Origin of the sequence: Massilia sp. Dwa41.01b (assembly GCF_014171775.1) — a bacterium.
GTDB lineage: Bacteria > Pseudomonadota > Gammaproteobacteria > Burkholderiales > Burkholderiaceae_D > Telluria.
In genome coordinates this window covers 1,208,930-1,224,882 of sequence record NZ_CP050454.1, presented here as the reverse complement: position 1 = coordinate 1,224,882, position 15,953 = coordinate 1,208,930, and the positions used below count along the sequence as shown (strand labels likewise).

The window sequence follows — 15,953 nt, the reverse complement described above, 5'->3', positions numbered from 1 at the left end:
CGCTATTGATCCATCAGGAAAGGTTCATCAGGAAATACAGGAGGACGATGTTCGCCGCCAGTAAGGGCAGCGCGGTCGGAATCTGCGCCTTGATCACCGCGTTCTTGTCGGGCAACTCCAGCAGGGCCGCCGGCACGATATTAAAGTTCGCCGCCATCGGCGTCATTAATGTGCCGCAATACGCACTGAACATGCCGATGGCAGCCATCACGGCCGGATCGGCGCCATATTGTCGAACCAGCAAGGGCACGCCGATACCGCCGGCAATTACCGGGAACGCCGCAAAGCCATTTCCCATGATTATGGTGAACAGGGCCATGCCGATGCAATACAGGCAGACCGCGGCCAGGCGCGAATCGATGTCGAACCAGGCCGTGCTGACGTGGGCGACAGCGCGCCCGACGCCGGCTTCCGAGAACAGCAGCCCGAGCACGGCCAGCATGTGCGGCAGCGTCACCGCCCAGCTCATGGCGTCGACCAGCCGGTGCGCTTCGCGCACGCCCTGCAGGGGACTGGCGCGGGTCAGCCAGCAGGCCGCCGCCACCGCCAGCAGCGCGCCCAGGCCGAGGCTGGCCAGGGTCAGGTGCGCCTTGTCGAACAGGGCCAGCTCGCCGATGTGCACATCCTTCAATAGCGTCGCTCCGAGCACGGTCACGATCGGGATCACCAGCGCAGGCAGGAACAGGCGGTTGCCCAGGCGCGCGGCGCTGGCGGAGCGTGTCCCTTCGTCGAGCGTGCCGTGGCCGCCGGCCCTGACCAGCCCGCAGCCGGCCAGCAGCGCCATCGCGATCATGATGGCGCCGGCCAGTGCGGGTGCCATGAAGTCGCCGAACAGGTAGACGGCGGCGTACAGGCCCCAGAACAGCGCGCTCGTGAAGCGGCGAGGGTGGGCGCGGTCGAGCGCGGTGAGCACGGCGACAAAGGCCAGCAGCAGGCCGACCAGTACATACAGCAATCCGAGCGAAAAGATCACTTGCCCTCCCCTTCGCGGCGGATGGCGGCGTCGAGGCGGCGCAGGTTCCAGCTGTGGATCACGAAGGCGCAGACGGCGGTCGGGATGCCCCAAAGCGCCATGCGCATCGGGTCGACCTCGATGCCCTCGGCCCGCAGGATGGTCTGCATCAGCACGATCGCCCCGAAGGCAACAAAAATGTCTTCGCCGAAGAACAGGCCGACGTTGTCGGTGGCCGCGGCCATCGCGCGGATGCGGTAGCGCAGGCGGTCGGACAGCTTGCCGTTGCGCGCTTCGGCCGCACCTTCGGCCAGGGGCGCCACCAGCGGCCGCACCATCGACGGCTGCCCGCCCAGGCTGGTGAGACCGGCGGCGGCCGAGATCTCGCGCAGGAACAGGTAGACGATCAGCAGGCGCCCCGTGGTAGCCGAGCGGATGCGCGCGATGCTGGCCTTGGCGTGCTCCTTCAGCCCGAAACGCTCGAGCAGGCCGACCGCCGCGAGGGGCAACAGCAGCACCAGCGGCAGGTTGCGGGTCTTGATGAAGGCCGTGCCGAGCGACTCGAGCACATGCATGACGGGCAGCGCCGCGGCGGCGCCAGTGACGCCGCAGGCGGCGACCACCACCAGCACGGGATTGGCACGCAGCAGGAAGCCCGCGGCGATGACGGCCACGCCCAGCAGCGGCCACAGGTTGACGGCAGTGTGCATGCACTCTCCAGCTTGGAATTGATAGCCGGGCAAGTGTAACCGAACAGGGCTTGCACGAATGAAAGGTCGCTGCCCGTGGCGTCCGGCCGACAGGGCATTTCGTACCTGCGCACGCTTGATCGCGCTCATGCCCGCACCCCTGGCGACCATTAACCTCGATCAGACAAACAGCGGCGCCGACCGCCATCCGGAGGAGACATCATGCGCTTGCCGCCTTTCGCGCACGCCCTGCGCCGCTTCATCAGCCGATTGTTATCGAGGTTGCCGCGCTGGCTGTGGCCGCTGGGCTTGTGCGGGGCGCTGGCCGCCTGCGGTGGCGGCGTCGCCATCGGTATCGGCTACAGCGACTACGACGACGATGAACCCGACCATCCTGGCTGGCCCGTCACGGCCGCCCGCCGGGCGACAGCGGTGTGTTCCTGATCGCTGGCGGACTCTGTCCGACCTGCGGCGGTTCGCTCGACGGCTCCGGGTCGAACGCCCGCTTCGACGCCCCCGAAGGCATCGTGCACGCGCCCGACGGCAACCTGTACGTCGCCGAGAAAACGGCAGCACGATCCGCAAGGTCTCGCCGCAGGGCGTCGCGGTCACCCATGCCGGCAGCGCGGGCGCCATCGGCAGCAGCGACGGCGCCGGCACTGGCGCGCGCTTCAATGCGCCGACCCGGCTGGAAGTCGACGCCGACGGCAACCTGTACCTGACCGACACCGGCAACTCGACCATCCGGCAAATCAGCCCGGCCGGTGCCGTCACCACCCTGGCCGGTGCAGCGGGACAGTGCGGCAGCAGCGACGGCCCTGCCCGCACGGCACGCTTCTGCTCGCCGCAAGGCATTACGCTCGACCGCCAGGGCAACCTGTACGTCGCCGATACCCTGAACCACACGATCCGGCGCATCGACCGTGCCAACAATGTGACCACCATTGCCGGGACGGCCGGTGCCTGCGGCAGCAACGACGGCCGGGGCGGCACGGCACGCTTTTGCGAACCTCAGGACATCGAGGTCGACGATGCCGGCTATCTGTACGTGGCCGACACCGGCAATTCGACGATCCGCGAAATTTCACCCTCGGGCGAGGTACGTACGCTGGCCGGGGCGGCCGGACAATGCGGCAGCGCCGACGGGCAGGCCGTGGCGGCACGCTTCTGCCGCGCCGCCGGCCTCACGATCGACCGCGGCGGCAACCTGTTCGTCGCCGATACCGGCAACGGCACCATCCGCCGCATCGGCACCGGGGGCACGGTCGCTACCGTCATCGGCGTGGCGGGCAGCCAGAACAACGTGCTCGGCCCGCTGCCGGGCGGCCTGAATTCGCCACGCGGGCTGGCAGTGATGGAGGGTGGCGCGCTGGCGGCCACGACGCAGAACCTGGTGCTGAGACTGGTGCCCCGCTGAGGTCCGCCGCGGCAGGCTGGTTGCGGCCGCTGGCCGCCGCCGGCTGCTGACGACCTTGCGCATGCCGCCTGTGACGGGCTGCCTGGCGATGCCCCAGCGGCCCTGGGCTCGTCAGCCCGGACGTACCGGGTTGAAGGCGATGTCCCCAACTACCGTATTCCACGGCCGCACGTGGAAGGCGCGCACCAGGCCATGGGTCACATACGGATCCGTGGCGGCGAACAGCTGGGGAGTCTCCGGGGTGTCGCAATTGAAAACGAGCAGTGCGCGGTCCGCCGGCTCGTCGAGCGCGCCGGCCAGCACGAGTTCGCCACGTTCCTGGGCTTCCCACGCCAGGCGCAGGTGTTCGTTGCGGAATTCAGCGCGGCGTTCGAGATAGTCGGGGGCGAGGTCGTAGGTCAGCAGGTAATGCACGATATTTCCTTGATGGTTGGCGGCACGATGAAAGGTTCATGTTACCCGATGCGGGCAGGCCGCACGGCTGCGCGGCCGCGACCATTTGCCGGTGCAGCTCCGGCCAATTATTTCCCGGATTAACCGTGCGGATGGGTTCACAGGCTTGTGTCAGACTCTTCTTCATCCAGACGACCACGAAGGAGATCCGCCATGCCCAAGTCAACGCTCGCCGGCCATCCGCTGCACCCGATGCTGATCGTCGCGCCAGCCGCCCTGATTCCATTCGGCTTCATCCTCGACGCCATGCACCGCGCCACCGACAACGACGATTACGCTAACGCCTCGTATTACAGCCTGGCGGGCGGCCTGATCGGCGGGCTGGCGGCCGGCGTCGCCGGTGCCATGGACTACATGGCCATCGAGCGCGATACCGACGTCAAACGCACGGCGAATGTCCACGCAATCCTGAACACCGGCGCGCTGGCGCTTACCGCTGCCAACGTCGTCATGCGCAAGGACACGCGCCACCATCGCGGCGGCTCGCTGGCGATGTCGGCGCTGGCCGCGGCGGGTGTACTGGTGTCGGGCTGGTTCGGCGGACGCCTGGTCTACGAGCAGGGCATGCGGGTCAAGGGTGTGAGCCCGGTGCAGGACGTACCGGAAATCAAGGCACCCGGCGACGCGGCCATGAAGCATGCCATGCTCGCGGCCGAAAAATATGTCCCCGCGAACGGCCCGGTAATGCGCTGATCCGGTTGCGCCCGGGCGCCGTCGCGTCGCAGGCCCGGCGCGAACCGCCCCGGCCCGCCTCATCCATGCCAAAACAAGCTCAGCTGTAGCGAAAAAGCGACTGCCACGCTGACCAAAACTCATGCTGCAGTGCATGGCGACATAACGCACAGAACGTTTTTCTACCGCCGAGGTAGACTGTGGTCATGGATACCTCGAAAAAAATGGCGGCAGGGATGGCGGGTTTTGCCAGCGTGTTGTGGCTGGGGCTGACGGCCGCGATCGCCGCCAACCAGCGCCGGCTGGTATTCAATCCGACCATCATCCCCGAAGTAAACAGCCCGCGCAGCAGCGGCCACCGTACCCGGCCGATCGTCCTGCGCGCGAAAGACGGTACCCGCCTGTGCGGCTGGCTGATGACGCCGCGTACGCCCGGCCCGCATCCGGCCGTGCTGTATTTCGGCGGCCGCTCGGAAGAAGTCTCCTGGGTCGTGCGCGATGCCGGCAATCTGTTCCCGAACATGACGGTGCTGGCCATGAACTACCGCGGCTACGGCAATTCCCAGGGCATTCCCGATGAAACCCTTCTGGTCGAGGACGGCTGCACCCTGTTCGACTGGCTGTCCACGGTCGGCCAGGTCGATTCGCGCCGCATCGCCGTTGTCGGCCGCAGCCTCGGCTCGGGCGTCGCGGTGCAGGTGGCAAAGGAACGCGCCGCGCATTCGGTCGTCCTGATCACCCCCTACGATTCGATCCTGGCGATTGCCAAGCGCAAGTTCCGCGCCATGCCGATCGAATACATGCTGCGTCACCGCTTCGAGTCGGTGAAGCACGCCCCGCTGCTGAAGGTACCAACCTATGTGCTGCGTGCCGAAAGCGACGACATCGTGCCGCATTCGCATACCGACCAACTGTGCGAAAAGCTGGCCAACCTGGTCGCCGACGAGATCGTGCCCGGTTCCGACCACCTGAACATTCCCTACCTGGAAGCGACCCAGGGCCGCGTCGCCGCCTTCCTCGCAGACCGCTTCCGCCAGCCGCTCGCGGCACCGCAGCTCGTCCAATCTGTGGCATAACGAAAAAAAATGCCGAATGTTGTCGGCATTTATATTTCCTCCGAATAAATTGCCAAGTAAAATCGTATTTGTCATGCATCTACTGACTGATGCATATTTGACAGCGTGAGAGCGACCGGCAAAACGCGCGGCACAAGGCACGCCGGCGCCGGCGCAGCGCATGGCTACCCCGAACTCCCCGCAATGTTGTGGTGATGGCGCGACATCCACGCGCACCCAGGGCTGGAGCGAGGGCAAGGATACAAATCGTAACCGCATGAGATGGCCGGGACTGCCACAATCCGCACGGCACCACGTTCTATCCAGGTGGGACACCCACCCGGGCTGAGCCTTGCCTCTAGGCCGTCCAGCCCAACACAGCCGTTGCGCCGGGTACAATATCGAAATTCCAGGAGCTCATTCATGAAATTCAAGCAACTCAGCATGACGATCGCGGCACTGTGCGTCGCTGGTACCGCGGCCGCTGCCGCGCCGGCCGGCGCGCCGAAGCTGGGCATCGTCTATGATGCCGGCGGCAAGTTCGACAAATCGTTCAACCAGTCCGCTTTCGAAGGCGCCGAGCGCTTCAAGAAAGAAACGAACATCCCGTACATCGAGGTGCAGGCCAACAGCGATACCCAGGCCGAGCAGGTGATGCGCGGCCTGGCGCGCAAGAAGCTCGACATGATCGCGGCCATCGGTTTCTCGCAGACCCAGGCCGTGGCCAAGGTCGCCAAGGAATTCCCGAAGGTGAAATTTGTCCTGATCGACTCGATCGCGCCTGGCGCGAACGTCAATTCGATCATGTTCAAGGAACAGGAAGGCTCCTACCTGGTCGGCGTTGCCGCCGCCATGGCGTCCAAATCGAAGAAGATCGGTTTCGTCGGCGGCATGGACATCCCGCTGATCCGCGCCTTCGCCTGCGGCTATAGCCAGGGCGCCAAGGCGCAGCAGCCGAAGATCGAGATCATGTCGAACATGGTCGGCACCACCAGCGCCGCCTGGAACGACCCGGCCAAGGGTGGCGAACTGGCACGCCAGCAGTTCGACCGCGGCGCCGACGTCGTCTTCGCCGTGGCCGGCGGTTCGGGCATGGGCGCGCTGCAGATGGCCAAGGAAAAAGGCAAGCTGGCCATCGGCGTCGATTCGAACCAGAACTACCTGCATCCGGGCTCGATGCTGACCTCGATGGTCAAGCGCGTCGACATCGCCATCTACGACTCGTTCATGCAGGTCAAGAACGGCACCTGGAAGGCCGGCACCACCTACAAGGGCCTGAAGGAAGGCGGCGTGGACTGGGTGCTGGACAAGGACAACCGCAAGGTCGTCTCGCCGGAGATGGAGAAGCGCGTCAATGCCGTCAAGGCCGACATCATCAACGGCAAGACCAAGGTTATCGACTACCGCGCAGCGAGCAGCTGCCCGGTCTGAGCCGACTCGGGATTCCATTAGTAATCAAAGCGCGCCGCGCCGGCACTCCCGGCGCGGCGCGCTTTTGAAATGACGATTTATCTTTTCCACTACTGATCGCTATGCAGCCAGCCGTAGAATTTCGCAACATAAGCAAGGCCTTCGGGCCGGTGCAAGCGAACGCTGACGTCAGCTTCTCGATCGCCAAGGGTTCCATCCATGGCGTCATCGGTGAAAACGGCGCCGGCAAATCCACCCTGATGAGCATCCTGTACGGCTACTATCACGCCGACAGTGGCCAGCTCCTGATCGACGGCCAGGCGCGCGCCATCCGCAGCAGCCAGGAAGCGATCAATCTCGGCATCGGCATGGTGCACCAGCACTTCATGCTGGTCGAGAACATGACCGTGCTCGACAACGTGATGCTGGGCGCCGAAGGCGGCTTCAAGCTCGCCAGCAAGCGCGCCGAAGTCGAAGCCACGCTGCGCGAGATCTGCACCCGCTACCGCCTCGACGTCGACCCGCTGGCCACCATCCACGATTTGTCGGTCGGCGCCCAGCAGCGCGTCGAGATCCTCAAGCAGATCTACCGCAGCGCCAACATCCTGATCCTGGACGAGCCGACCGCCGTGCTGACGGCCCAGGAAACGGCCTCGCTGTTCGACATCCTGCGCCTGTTCAAGGAGCAGGGCAAAACCATCATCCTGATCACCCACAAGCTGCAGGAGATCATGGACATCACCGACCAGGTGACGGTGCTGCGCGCCGGCCGCGTGTCGGGCGCCGTGACCACCCGCGAGACCTCGAAAGAGCAGCTGGCCAACATGATGGTCGGCCGCCCGATCGAAGGCAACCTGCCGCGCAAGCCCTTCAATCCGGGCGCACCTGTACTGAACGTGAAAAACCTGCAGCTGAAAGACGCGAACGGCGTCCAGCTGCTGGCCGACATCGACCTCACCGTGCGCAAGGGCGAGATCGTCGCCATTGCCGGCGTGTCCGGCAACGGCCAGAGCGAACTGATGGAAATCCTGGCCGGCATGCGCCTGCCCTCTTCCGGCCAGGTCGAACTCGAAGGCCGTGCCCTGCCCTTCGGCCGCCGCACGAATGCCGACGGTTTGCCCGCCACCTTCCGCAAGCTCGGCATCGGCCACGTCCCGGAAGACCGCCTGCGCGACGGCGTGATCAAGGATTTCTCGGTCATGCAGAACACCGTCTTCGGCTACCAGGACCGCGTGAAGAACCGCTGGGGCCTGTTCGACTTCGGCAAGATCGCCAAGCGCTGTGCCGGCCTGCTGCAGTCTTTCGATGTGCGTCCGAACAATCCGGACCTGCGCATCGGCCTGCTTTCGGGCGGCAACCAACAGAAGGTCGTGATCGCGCGCGAAGTGTCGGCGGCGCCGAAGCTGATGCTGGTCGGCCAGCCAACCCGTGGTGTCGATATCGGCACCATCGAATCGATCCATACCCAGCTGCTGCGCCTGCGCGACGAAGGCGTGGCCATTCTCCTGGTGTCGGTGGAGCTGGAAGAAGTGCGCGCCCTGGCCGACCGTATCGTGGTCATGTCGGGCGGCCGCGTGACCGGCGAACTCAATATCGATGAATTCGACACCACCCGCATCGGCCTGCTGATGGGCGGAATGCACAAGCATTAACACCATGAAAACAACTGAACTTCCACGCTGGGCGACAGGCTTCGTCCTGCCGGTCCTGAACCTGCTGTCGGCGCTGCTGGTCGCCGCGCTCGTCATCCACCTGCTGGGCGAGAGCCCGGTCGAATCGATGAAGATCCTGATCGACTCGGCCGTCGTCAACCCGGAAGGCCTGGGCTACACGCTGTTCTACGCCAGCACCTTCATCTTCACGGGCCTGGCCGTCTCGATCGCCATGAAGGCGGGCCTGTTCAACATCGGTGCCGAAGGCCAGATGTACTTCGGCGGCCTGGGCCTGACCCTGGCCGTGCTGGCTTTCGACGCCACGCTCTCGCCCTGGCTGCTGATCCCGCTGGCGATGCTCGGCAGCGCGGTGTTCGGCGCCCTGTGGGCTTTCCTGCCAGGCTACCTGCAGGCCAAGCGCGGCAGCCATGTGGTGGTCACGACCATCATGTTCAACTTCATCGCCGCCAATCTGATGAACTTCATCATCGTCAAGGCGCTGCTGCCCGAAGGCGAACAGAACCCGGCCAGCCGCGTCTTTACCGATGCCGCCGCCCTGCCGACCCTGAACGCCTGGTTCCCTGTCTTCGGCGATTCGCCGCTGAACATCGGCTTCCCCATCGCGATCCTCGCCCTCGTCATCTATGGCGTGATGGTGTCGCGCTCGAGCTGGGGCTACCAGCTGCGCGCCACCGGCCTGAACCAGCATGCTGCCCACTATGCCGGCGTGCGCATCAGCCGCATGATCATCGTCGCGATGCTGATCTCGGGCGCCCTGGCGGGCCTGGCGGCCGTGAATTCGATCATGGGTTCGACCCACTACCTGAGTTTGAACTTCCCGGCCGGCGCCGGTTTCGTCGGCATTGCGATTGCCCTGATGGGCCGCCAGCACCCGGTCGGCATCTTCCTCTCGTCGGTGCTGTTCGGCGCGCTGATCCAGGGCGGTTTCGACCTGTCGCTGGAAAAGCCGAACATTCCGGTCGAGACCTTCATCTTCATCCAGGGACTGATCATCCTGTTCTGCGGCGCGATGGAAAACTTCTACGCCAAGCCGCTCCTGAAACTGATCAACGCAACACGCAAAGGATAAGCCATGGAGTACTTCGATTTCCCCAGCGCGATCGTCTCGATGATCCGCAGTGCGCCGGTGCTGATGTTCGCCGCCCTGGCCGGCCTGTTCGCCGAGCGCAGCGGCGTCGTCGACCTCGGCCTGGAAGGCAAGATCCTGGCTTCCGCCTTCGTCTCCGCCGCCGTCGGCTACACGACGCAGAACCCATGGCTGGGCGTTGCCGCCGGCGTGGCTGTCTCGGTCGCCATCGCCATGGTGCAGGCCTTCGTGTCGATCACCCAGAAGGGTAACCAGTTAGTCGCCGGCATCGCCATCAACATCGCCATGAGCGGCCTGACCTTTGTCGTCGCCCAGTACATCTTCCAGCAGGGCGGCCGCACGCCAGACCTGGGCGCGGCGCGCCTGTCCGGCATCGAATTCATCGGGACCGAAGCCCTGGCCGACGTGCCTTTCCTCGGCTGGTTCTGGGGCAAGGTGCTGGGCGGCCACTCGGCGCTCGTCTATCTCGCCTTCCTGCTGGTGCCAGTGGTGCACTGGGTGGTGTACCACAGCCGCTTCGGCCTGCGCCTGCGCGCCTGTGGGGAAAACCCGCATGCTGCCGACGCCGCCGGCGTCTCGGTCGAGCGGACGCGCTACCTGGCGATGCTCATCGCCGGCGTGCTGTGCTCGTTCTCGGGCGCCTACCTGTCCATCGTCCAGAGCGGCTTCTTCCTGCGCGACATGTCTGCCGGTGCCGGCTACCTCGCCCTGACCGCCCTGGTGTTCGGCAACTGGCGCCCGCTGCACACGGTGCTCGGCTGCCTGATGTTCGGCTTCTTCACGGCGGTACAGATCCAGCTCGAAGGCAAAGAGTTTCCTGTCATTGGCGCGATCCCCGGTTCGCTGATCCAGATGATCCCGTATGTCGTCACCGTGATCGTGCTCGCGGGCCTGATGGCCAAGTCGGTGGCGCCGAAGGCGGTGGGCAAGCCGTTCGTCAAATCGCGCTGATTCGCTTCGCGCAAAGAGGAAGGCGGCCTGCGGGCCGCCTTTTTTTCGCCATCTCCAACATCACTCCCGCCGCACCGCCGTCCCGCCCGCGTCCAGCTTCTGCAGCGCATGCGCCTTGCCGCTCCTGGCCGCGTGCCAGGCCGGCAGCACGCGGAAGGTCAGCGCCAGGTCGTAGTCGCCCGGGATGCTGCCGGGGTCCATCGGCTCGGTGCCTGGCCGGTTCTGGTACCAGCGCAGCCAGGCCGCCGAGCCGGGCGCAGGCGAATCGAGATAGGGCGCGCCGGCCCTGCGCCGGCCCCCTCCCCGGCCCGACGAGCGGCATCATGAACGAGGCCATGCCCTTGCCGGGATGGGCGGCATTCCACTGCGAAGCGCCGTGGCAACTAAGGCACGAGGAATTGCCGGCCCGGCGCGTCAAGGTCCGCTTGCCCTCGGCTGCCACCGAGATGTCGTTGACGCCGTGATCGTTCGGCCCCGACAGGCGCCCGCCCCAGCCCAGCGTCTCGAGCGCGTACAGGGGCGCCTGCGGGTTGACCCAGGTTTCAAGGAGCGCCGCGCCGGCATTGGCCGCGCTGTCGACCTGCGGATCGTTGCCCCACTGCGCGCCCAGCGGCACCATCTGGTCCCAGACCCCGCGGCTGCCCGGACGGGTGTCGCGGTCGTAGACCAGGGTCGTGAACACCCAGCCCGTCTGCGGCGCCGACTGGCTGTCCTTGACGACGATATCGGCCTGCATCAGGTAGGCTGGCGCCAGGGTCGGCCGCCCGAAGTGGCCGGTGGTGGCGTTGGCCGCCATCATGATCGGCCAGGACAGCGCGCCGCGCATCGCCGGCCACGCTTGCGGGCCGGCCGTGGTGAAAGCCAGCTTCACCGTCACCGAGCCGTCCGCATACTGGGTCGCACCGCCGCCCAGCTGCGGCGCCTGCGGGTCGCGCCAGATGCGTCCCAGCGTCTGCGCACCGATGCGGTTGTAATAGGTCACGACGTAGGTGGTGAAGGGTTTGGCGAGGCCGCTCTTCGGAAACAGCGCATTGTCGACCTGCTCGAGCCCGACCAGCATGCCGTGGATGGCCTCGCGCTGGCTGCCGAGCCAGGGATCGTGGTACCAGCCGCGGCTGCCGGCGTCCCAGTCGCCGTCATTGGCCAGCAGCGCCACCATGTCGCGCGCGATGCTGTCTTTCAGCGCCTGGGTGTAGGCGGCGGCATTGCCTGTGCTGATCGGGACGTTGCCGATCGCCGTGCGCCAGGGCATGCGCGGCGCCGGTAGTCCGGACGGATAGGCATGGCTGAGACGAAAGGACGGGCCGCTGTACTGGGAAGGCGGCGGCAGCTGGCCATCGTGGTCGCGAAAAGGATCGGCCGGGGCCGCCATCGCGGTGAGCAGGAACAGGGCACCCGCAATGCCAGGGCAGGCGTGGCGAAACGACATGGACATCTCCTCCGGTGGAGTGCGAAATGCCCATTCTTTGCGCTCGCGCGCCACGGTAGCTTGCGGCGGCGCAAGTGATTGAGATTAAGAAATACGTTCCCGACTGGGAGCGCCCAACAAACCTTCAGGGCAAGGAATGCGGCCGCCCGACGCAGCGGCGAAGACAGTACATCTGTACGGCAAGACGCTGCAACGCAGCTATGGAGGGCACACGCATCGCGTGTGCGGCTTCACCTTTGTCAGGCGCTCTTATTCGCTGGCCAGGGCGGCCGAACGCTTGAACGTCCACGACAGCCCGAAGCCCGCCGACACGCCATTGTCGCGCAAATGCAGCGGACTATTGTCGTTGGCACCGGCGCCGTAGTTCTCGGCGCGCACGAAGCCGTAGGCGCGCAGGTCGCGGTTGATCGCGCGCGCGACAAACAGCCCGGCGCGCACCAGCACCAGGCCGGATTTCGCCTGGTAGGCAGGCCGCGTGGCCGTCGCGTATTCCGGCCGCACTTCATAGAAATAGCGATTGATCTTGCCGTCGCCGACCACCGCGGACAGGTTGGTCTCGAACAGCCACTTGCCGTCCATGCTGCGGCGGTCGTAAGCCAGGCGCGGCTCGAAGGTATAGCCCTGGTGGCGCACACCGCTGCGCACTTCCATCACTGCGCGCAGCGGCAGTTCGGCGCGCAGGCCGCTGTAGCCGTCGAAACGGGCAAGGCGCAGTTTGAGGCGCGGGCCGAACTCGGCCAGCGCGCCCAGGTCCGGCATGCCGGCGCGCGCTTCGACGTCGTCCGACCGGACCGGCAGCGAGGCCGCCAGGCCGACGTCGAGTTCGGCCGCGTCGGTGCGGAACAGGCGTGCGCCGATGCCGGACTGGTCGGCGCGGAAGATCTTGCCGCGGTAGATCAGCAGCGGCAATCCCAGCGCCCGCGTCTCGCGGTCATCCGCTCCCGGATACGAGGGCGCGCTGACTACGCCGCCGGCCAGGCCCAGCTCCCACAGCGGCTGGGCGGGCACCGCGGCAGGGGCATCGAGCGTGGCGGCATGGGCGGAAGTCGCGAACAGGCAGGTAAGGCCCGCGCAGCGGAGGGGATGGCGATTCATGGGGTATCCGGATGAGGGCGCGGTGCGCCGGGACCGTTATTTTAGCTGCAATACGGCCGCCCCATTGGTGCCGCCCCGAAGCGTCCTGCCGGCACGGGGCGAAAAAAAGGAGCCGGCGGCACGGGGCCGCGGCTCCATCGGGCGAGGAGCGCCCTGCCCCCTCGGACCAGGCGCATCGAGGCTGGTCTTACTTGTAGATCGCCTGCAGCACCTCGGCCAGCTTGTAGCCGCCCTTGATCAGCTGTTCCTTGGCGATTTGCGAGCTCGGCACCGGGTAGTTGGCCGGCACTTCGAGCGTGAAGGTGTAATAGGTCTCGCCCTTGCGGCCGGTCTGCGGCACCAGCTTGCCCGGCACCACGTCGGTAAAGGCCAGCTTCGAGACGGCCAGCGCGTCGTCGGCCCACTGGTAGGGCCAGGTGGCGAGCTCGCCCGTGTTCGGCTTGACGGCAGGCTTGCCGGCAATGGCCGCCTCGGCGAACTGGGCCGGGGTCCTGGTGCGGATGCGGCGGAACGCGTAGTCGACCGTGGTGCTGTCCCAGTACGAGTGGAAGGGCTTGGTCAGCGCCTTCGGCACGCCTTCCTTCACTGGCTTGGCCTCGCCCGGCGGGATCAGGTTCGCGGACAGTTCGGTGATCTTCTGGTCGTCCAGCAGCAGGTTGTTGCCGCCGCGCGAATCGAAGATCGCGACTTCGTCGACTTCGGCATGCGACTTCGGCACCACGAACTTCGCGTCCTTGCTGACAAAGGCTGCGCCCACGTGCAGCGGCTGGTGGATGTCGCCCGTCATGTGGGTCAGCAGGATCAGGGCCTGGCGCTTGGTGAACTTGTGCGGGTTCAGGGCCGGATCGGTTTTCCCCTGCAGCACGGCGATGCACTGCTTCAGGGTCTGGACGATGTCTTCCTCGAAGGTGCCGACGCCGCCTTCATGGTAGTGCTCGAGCTGGAAGGGCACGTCGGTGTAGTGGTAGCTGCCGTGCTTCGGGTTGGCGTTGACATAGTCGACCATCTCCGGCGACTGCGGGCCGCAATAGCTGCCCTTCACGCAGTCGGGCCAGTTGGCGATCGCTTCCAGCGATTCGCCCGGCAGCAGCAGCGCGGCGATCTGCTTCTCGGCGTTGCTGCCTTTCAGCAGTTTATCGGCGATGGCGCCGACGGCGCGGTGGCCGTCGTTGCCCCAGGCCAGGGCGTCGGCCGACAGGAAAGCGCCGGTCAAGGCGAGTACACAAGCGAGTTTTTTCATACGTTCTCCGAAATGGGCGATACAGCAGCAATACGGCGCAGCGGTACGTGTTACTGGCGCACCTTGTCGATGCGTCTTGTCGGGGCGAGCGCCGCATTGGCAGCGCCGGCACCCGGGTTCCTGGCAATATAGTCGCTCAGCGCGTCGAGGTCGACGATCTGCGTTGCGACACGGTTCGTGCCCTTGGCAAATTCCGGGTAGTTGTCGCCGCCTTCGGCGAGGAAGTTGTTGGCCACCACGCGGTAGGTCTTGCCATCCTCGACAGGCTGGCCATTCACCTTCAGGCTGCCCGGCACCAGACGGCTGCCCAGCGGGCGCTTCTCATCCCATGTATACGACAGGGTATGGGAAATCTGTAGCAGGCTCACGCTCGAATTGCTGGGGCGCTGCCATTGCTGCTCGAGCAGGCGGCGCAGCTGGGCACCGGTCAGGTCCATCACGAACAGCGTGTTACCGAAGGGCAGGACGGCCTGGACCTGGCCGAAGGTGGCGGTCAGGTCGGCGCTGGACGCTTCCAGGTCCTTGCGGATGCCGCCATTGTTCATGAAGCCGATCTGGGCGCCAAGGCTGCGCGTGGCCGCCAGCGCGGCGTCGGCGATCAGGTCGCCCAGCGGCGATTCGCCGGAATCGCTGGCCTGGCGCGTTACCAGCGCCGCCCCCAGCTTGCCCACGGGGCGTGCCAGTGCGACGCGGCTGCGTTCCCTGACGCTCGCAAGGTAGGCGGCAACCTTCGGGTCGGCCGGGAACTGAAGCGGGTCCATCACGACGTTGCGCACGTCGATGTCCTGTACGGTGTCGCTGGCGGGGTCGTATTTGACCGCGATGCGCGACAGCAGGTGGCCGGCCGCATCGGCCTGGGTCACGACACGGTCGTCGACCTTGCACAGGTAACCCTGGTGCGAGTGGCCGGTAATGACCAGGCGGTAGGCCGGGTCGAGCTTTTTCACGATGTCGACAACCGGCCCGGTCAGGCCCTGGCAATTCGGCTGGTCGGGTGCGTCCTTGGTGCGGCCGCCTTCGTGGATCAGGACGACCACGACCTGGGCGCCCTCGGCGCGCATCTTCGGCAGCGCGCGGTTGATCGCCTCGGCCTCGTCGATGAAACGCAATCCTGCGATGGCCGAGCTCATGGCGACCGACGCCGTATCCTGCAGCACCGCGCCGACCACGCCGACCTTCACGCCCTTGACCGACTCGATGCGGTAGCCCGGCATGAAAGGCTTGCCCGTGGCGCTGTCGAAGACGTTCGCCGCCAGATAGGGGAAGCGCGCACCACGGAAGTCTGGTGCGAGCTTGCAGGCCTTGCTGGGACGCGGCGAATCGCAGCCGCCGTGCTGCTGGCGCAGCAGTTCCTTGGCGCTGCCGTCGAATTCATGGTTGCCGACCGAGCTCATGCGCAAACCGAGCAGGTTCATCGCTTCGATGCTGGGCTCGTCCGCCCACATCGACGACAGCGCCGGGCTTGCGCCGATCAGGTCGCCGGCGCCGATGAACAGCAGGTCCTTGTCCTCGCGGCGCCAGGCCGACAAGGCGCCGCTGAGCGCTTCGATGCCGCCCGCCTGCAGGATGCGCGTGGTGCCGGTGGCGGCGCTGGTGTACTCGTACTTGCTCGGCTCGAGGTTGCCGTGGAAATCGTTGATCGCGACCAGGTTGAGGGTGACCGGGCCGCGCGGCGTCGTGGCGCAGCCGGCGGCGGCCAGCGCGAGCGCGAGGAAAGACAGACGGGCGCGCAGGCGCGGGGAAGCGATCATGGAATTCCTTTGCTGATGAAGACGGTGCCCGTGTGGGCGACCCGAATTATTGCACGTGGGCCAGCGCGAGACTATCTTT

The 15,953-nt window shown here is 66.1% G+C and carries 15 protein-coding genes; 8 read left to right on the top strand and 7 right to left on the bottom strand.

Annotation, left to right across the window (positions count from 1 at the left end; all coding sequences use genetic code 11):
* Positions 1-13: 13 nt before the first annotated feature.
* Positions 14-973 carry a DUF979 domain-containing protein gene (locus G4G28_RS05635; protein WP_183108121.1) on the bottom strand — a complete coding sequence of 320 codons (960 nt, stop codon included), beginning with the start codon at positions 971-973 and terminating at the stop codon, positions 14-16.
* Positions 970-1,662, bottom strand: coding sequence for a DUF969 domain-containing protein (locus G4G28_RS05630; RefSeq protein ID WP_182991196.1), 693 nt, complete (start codon positions 1,660-1,662; stop codon positions 970-972). Before G4G28_RS05630 ends, G4G28_RS05635 begins: the two co-directional genes overlap by 4 nt.
* A 201-nt stretch (positions 1,663-1,863) precedes the next feature.
* Here G4G28_RS05630 and G4G28_RS05625 point away from each other — a divergent pair, with 201 nt between their 5' ends.
* Both G4G28_RS05625 and G4G28_RS05620 read left to right on the top strand, forming a co-directional pair.
* A complete protein-coding gene (locus G4G28_RS05625; protein WP_182991195.1) occupies positions 1,864-2,085 on the top strand; it encodes a hypothetical protein in 222 nt (73 codons plus the stop codon).
* Entirely contained in the window at positions 2,021-3,058 is a 1,038-nt protein-coding gene (locus G4G28_RS05620; RefSeq protein ID WP_183108120.1) for an SMP-30/gluconolactonase/LRE family protein, read from the top strand. The genes G4G28_RS05625 and G4G28_RS05620 overlap by 65 nt, the downstream gene beginning before the upstream one ends.
* Before the next feature lie 111 nt (positions 3,059-3,169).
* On the opposite strand, the gene G4G28_RS05615 is transcribed toward G4G28_RS05620, so the two are convergent.
* Positions 3,170-3,472, bottom strand: coding sequence for a YciI-like protein (locus G4G28_RS05615; RefSeq protein WP_182991193.1), 303 nt, complete (start codon positions 3,470-3,472; stop codon positions 3,170-3,172).
* Positions 3,473-3,664: 192 nt separating this feature from the next.
* Here G4G28_RS05615 and G4G28_RS05610 point away from each other — a divergent pair, with 192 nt between their 5' ends.
* The 6 genes from G4G28_RS05610 to G4G28_RS05585 all read left to right on the top strand — a co-directional run bounded on the left by G4G28_RS05610 (position 3,665) and on the right by G4G28_RS05585 (position 10,359).
* Positions 3,665-4,204, top strand: coding sequence for a DUF2231 domain-containing protein (locus G4G28_RS05610; RefSeq protein WP_182991192.1), 540 nt, complete (start codon positions 3,665-3,667; stop codon positions 4,202-4,204).
* A 185-nt stretch (positions 4,205-4,389) separates the two neighbouring features.
* Complete coding sequence (locus G4G28_RS05605) at positions 4,390-5,259, top strand: alpha/beta hydrolase (protein WP_182991728.1); 870 nt, start codon at positions 4,390-4,392, stop codon at positions 5,257-5,259.
* A gap of 402 nt (positions 5,260-5,661) precedes the next feature.
* Complete coding sequence (locus tag G4G28_RS05600; protein WP_182991191.1) at positions 5,662-6,669, top strand: BMP family protein; 1,008 nt, start codon at positions 5,662-5,664, stop codon at positions 6,667-6,669.
* Positions 6,670-6,770: 101 nt separating this feature from the next.
* On the top strand, positions 6,771-8,300 hold the full coding sequence (locus G4G28_RS05595) for an ABC transporter ATP-binding protein (RefSeq protein ID WP_182991190.1): 1,530 nt from the start codon (positions 6,771-6,773) through the stop codon (positions 8,298-8,300).
* Between the two features lie 4 nt (positions 8,301-8,304).
* On the top strand, positions 8,305-9,390 hold the full coding sequence (locus tag G4G28_RS05590; RefSeq protein WP_182991189.1) for an ABC transporter permease: 1,086 nt from the start codon (positions 8,305-8,307) through the stop codon (positions 9,388-9,390).
* A 3-nt stretch (positions 9,391-9,393) separates the two neighbouring features.
* Positions 9,394-10,359 (top strand): ABC transporter permease, encoded by a 966-nt coding sequence (locus tag G4G28_RS05585; protein ID WP_182991188.1) that lies wholly within the window; start codon positions 9,394-9,396, stop codon positions 10,357-10,359.
* Here G4G28_RS05585 and G4G28_RS05580 read toward each other — a convergent pair.
* The 4 genes from G4G28_RS05580 to G4G28_RS05565 all read right to left on the bottom strand — a co-directional run bounded on the left by G4G28_RS05580 (position 10,346) and on the right by G4G28_RS05565 (position 15,874).
* Positions 10,346-11,788, bottom strand: coding sequence for a hypothetical protein (locus tag G4G28_RS05580; RefSeq protein WP_183108119.1), 1,443 nt, complete (start codon positions 11,786-11,788; stop codon positions 10,346-10,348). The two genes, G4G28_RS05585 and G4G28_RS05580, sit on opposite strands and share 14 nt — an antisense overlap.
* Positions 11,789-12,037: 249 nt before the next feature.
* Positions 12,038-12,883, bottom strand: a complete 846-nt coding sequence (locus tag G4G28_RS05575) for a MipA/OmpV family protein (protein WP_183108118.1) — start codon at positions 12,881-12,883, stop codon at positions 12,038-12,040.
* Between the two features lie 187 nt (positions 12,884-13,070).
* A complete protein-coding gene (locus G4G28_RS05570) occupies positions 13,071-14,123 on the bottom strand; it encodes a S1/P1 nuclease (RefSeq protein WP_182991184.1) in 1,053 nt (350 codons plus the stop codon).
* Between the two features lie 50 nt (positions 14,124-14,173).
* Complete coding sequence (locus G4G28_RS05565; protein WP_182991183.1) at positions 14,174-15,874, bottom strand: bifunctional UDP-sugar hydrolase/5'-nucleotidase; 1,701 nt, start codon at positions 15,872-15,874, stop codon at positions 14,174-14,176.
* Positions 15,875-15,953 lie beyond the last annotated feature (79 nt).

Bases quoted from the DNA above. Each gene is read 5' to 3' on its own strand.
- G4G28_RS05570 (WP_182991184.1), bottom strand. From the start codon at position 14,123: ATGAAAAAACTCGCTTGTGTACTCGCCTTGACCGGCGCTTTCCTGTCG.
- G4G28_RS05565 (WP_182991183.1), bottom strand. From the start codon at position 15,874: ATGATCGCTTCCCCGCGCCTGCGCGCCCGTCTGTCTTTCCTCGCGCTC.
- G4G28_RS05610 (WP_182991192.1), top strand. From the start codon at position 3,665: ATGCCCAAGTCAACGCTCGCCGGCCATCCGCTGCACCCGATGCTGATC.
- G4G28_RS05625 (WP_182991195.1), top strand. From the start codon at position 1,864: ATGCGCTTGCCGCCTTTCGCGCACGCCCTGCGCCGCTTCATCAGCCGA.
- G4G28_RS05595 (WP_182991190.1), top strand. From the start codon at position 6,771: ATGCAGCCAGCCGTAGAATTTCGCAACATAAGCAAGGCCTTCGGGCCG.
- G4G28_RS05580 (WP_183108119.1), bottom strand. From the start codon at position 11,788: ATGTCGTTTCGCCACGCCTGCCCTGGCATTGCGGGTGCCCTGTTCCTG.
- G4G28_RS05600 (WP_182991191.1), top strand. From the start codon at position 5,662: ATGAAATTCAAGCAACTCAGCATGACGATCGCGGCACTGTGCGTCGCT.
- G4G28_RS05630 (WP_182991196.1), bottom strand. From the start codon at position 1,662: ATGCACACTGCCGTCAACCTGTGGCCGCTGCTGGGCGTGGCCGTCATC.
- G4G28_RS05605 (WP_182991728.1), top strand. From the start codon at position 4,390: ATGGATACCTCGAAAAAAATGGCGGCAGGGATGGCGGGTTTTGCCAGC.
- G4G28_RS05585 (WP_182991188.1), top strand. From the start codon at position 9,394: ATGGAGTACTTCGATTTCCCCAGCGCGATCGTCTCGATGATCCGCAGT.
- G4G28_RS05620 (WP_183108120.1), top strand. From the start codon at position 2,021: ATGAACCCGACCATCCTGGCTGGCCCGTCACGGCCGCCCGCCGGGCGA.
- G4G28_RS05575 (WP_183108118.1), bottom strand. From the start codon at position 12,883: ATGAATCGCCATCCCCTCCGCTGCGCGGGCCTTACCTGCCTGTTCGCG.
- G4G28_RS05590 (WP_182991189.1), top strand. From the start codon at position 8,305: ATGAAAACAACTGAACTTCCACGCTGGGCGACAGGCTTCGTCCTGCCG.